Raw genomic sequence first — 1,739 nt, 5'->3', positions numbered from 1 at the left:
GATGTACTCACCATAAAATAATCAGATATTTTTTGATAAGTCAATGTTTGTTCTTCGAGAATGAGTTTTTGAATAATCATAAGTTGTTCTTCTAATGTACTTAAAACCTCTACACCATTAAGTGAATGTAATAAGTCTATCTTATCTTTTTGTGAACCAATCAATCGAATTCCTCTTCCCTGTACTTTATGAACATATAAATCACTATCTTTGAGTTCTTCTTCTATGAACTCTAAATAATTAAAAATGGTTCTTGTAGAAACATTTAGGCCCAAAGCAAAGAAGGATACTGTTTGATAATCATCTTCTTCAATCATTTTTTCAATTAACTGAATAGCTTTTTTATTCATAAATATCCTCCTTTCTACACATTTTATTTTATCACTTTTTGTCGAAATTGATATCTCAATTCACTTCATCATCAATCATGCAAAAAAAGAATATATATAATAACCACTATACAAACGAGTAAAAAAAAGTAACATCACGTATGATGTCACTTCTCAACAATCCATATCTTATATATAATTCATCTTTATAATCACATAAAAATAAATATTTAATCAATTTACTCAATTTCTTTAACGACACGACAAGGGTTCCCAAATGCTACAACATTTTTAGGAATATCTTTATTTACAACACTTCCAGCCCCAATAACTGAGCCACTTCCAATTGTCACACCAGGTAACACCACAACATTCGCCCCTAACCAAACATTATCTCCAATTGTAATTGGTTTTGCTTTTTCATAACCAGCATTTCTTTTTTTATAATTTAAAGGATGAATAGCTGTGTATAAACCAACTGATGGACCAATAAAAACATTATCTCCAATCGTAATCTTTGCACCATCCATAAAATAAGCATTGGAATTAACAAAAATATTTTTACCAAGTTGAATATATGGTCCACAATCACATAAAAAAGGTGGAACAATTTCTAGATTCTCAACTTTGGCTTGAAAAATGTCCTCAAGAATGCTCTGACGCTGTTTTAATTCTAAAGGATCTGTTTGATTATATCGATAACAAAGATGATGCGTATTCAATCTATCCTTAACAACTTTTGGATCATGATTAGCGTCATACCACATTCCAAGTAATGCTTTTTCTCTTTCAGTCACTTCAGGAATATCAAAGAGTTCTAACAATGTTTGAATAACGCCATGTTGATTATTTGATGGAACAACGCGATAAGCAACTTCCTTAATCGCTTGACTTCCATTATCCATTGCAAATCCATATTTCACTTTTTCAATCATTTCCTTGTCATTACCACCATCACCAAATGCTACACACTCGTCTAATGAGATATGATATCGTTGACAGAGAAATTCAATTGCTGATCCGTTATGAAATCCAGGAACAATTAAATCAATGCTTCCATGCCCGCTGGATACAGGCTGAATAACATGGCCTAAATCTTGAATAAGGTCTTTTAAGATATCTTCTGTTTCATTTTCAGGTACCATTAAAGCAATTTTTAAGATTGTATCATTGATTTCTTTTAATGATTCAATGATTTCTAAACGATAATAATATTTTGAATAACAATCATAAAATTCTTGATCCCCATTTAAAAGATAAGCAGATTTCATTCCACATAAACATATACGAATATGTTTATTTCTTTGTAATCTTTGAATAATAATATCTAGATTTTCATAAGGAATTTCATTATGAAAAATGTCTTGTTTATTTTCAATAATCAATGCACCATTTTCACTAATATAAGTG

1 protein-coding gene and 1 pseudogene are annotated in these 1,739 nt (G+C 29.9%); both read right to left on the bottom strand.

Annotated features, from left to right (window positions below; all coding sequences use genetic code 11):
* Positions 1 to 350 (bottom strand): annotated as a pseudogene (locus ACLR9T_RS14460) (transcription antiterminator); the annotation flags it as partial.
* 218 nt (positions 351 to 568) lie between these two features.
* A partial coding sequence (locus ACLR9T_RS14455; protein WP_413110154.1) for an HAD hydrolase family protein occupies positions 569 to 1,739 on the bottom strand: 1,171 nt, incomplete at its 5' end.

The sequence above is a fragment of the Thomasclavelia sp. genome (assembly GCF_047249845.1).
Classification (GTDB): domain Bacteria; phylum Bacillota_I; class Bacilli_A; order Erysipelotrichales; family Coprobacillaceae; genus Thomasclavelia.
Note: the sequence above shows the minus strand (reverse complement) of the source record. Positions and strands in the feature narration are given on the sequence as shown.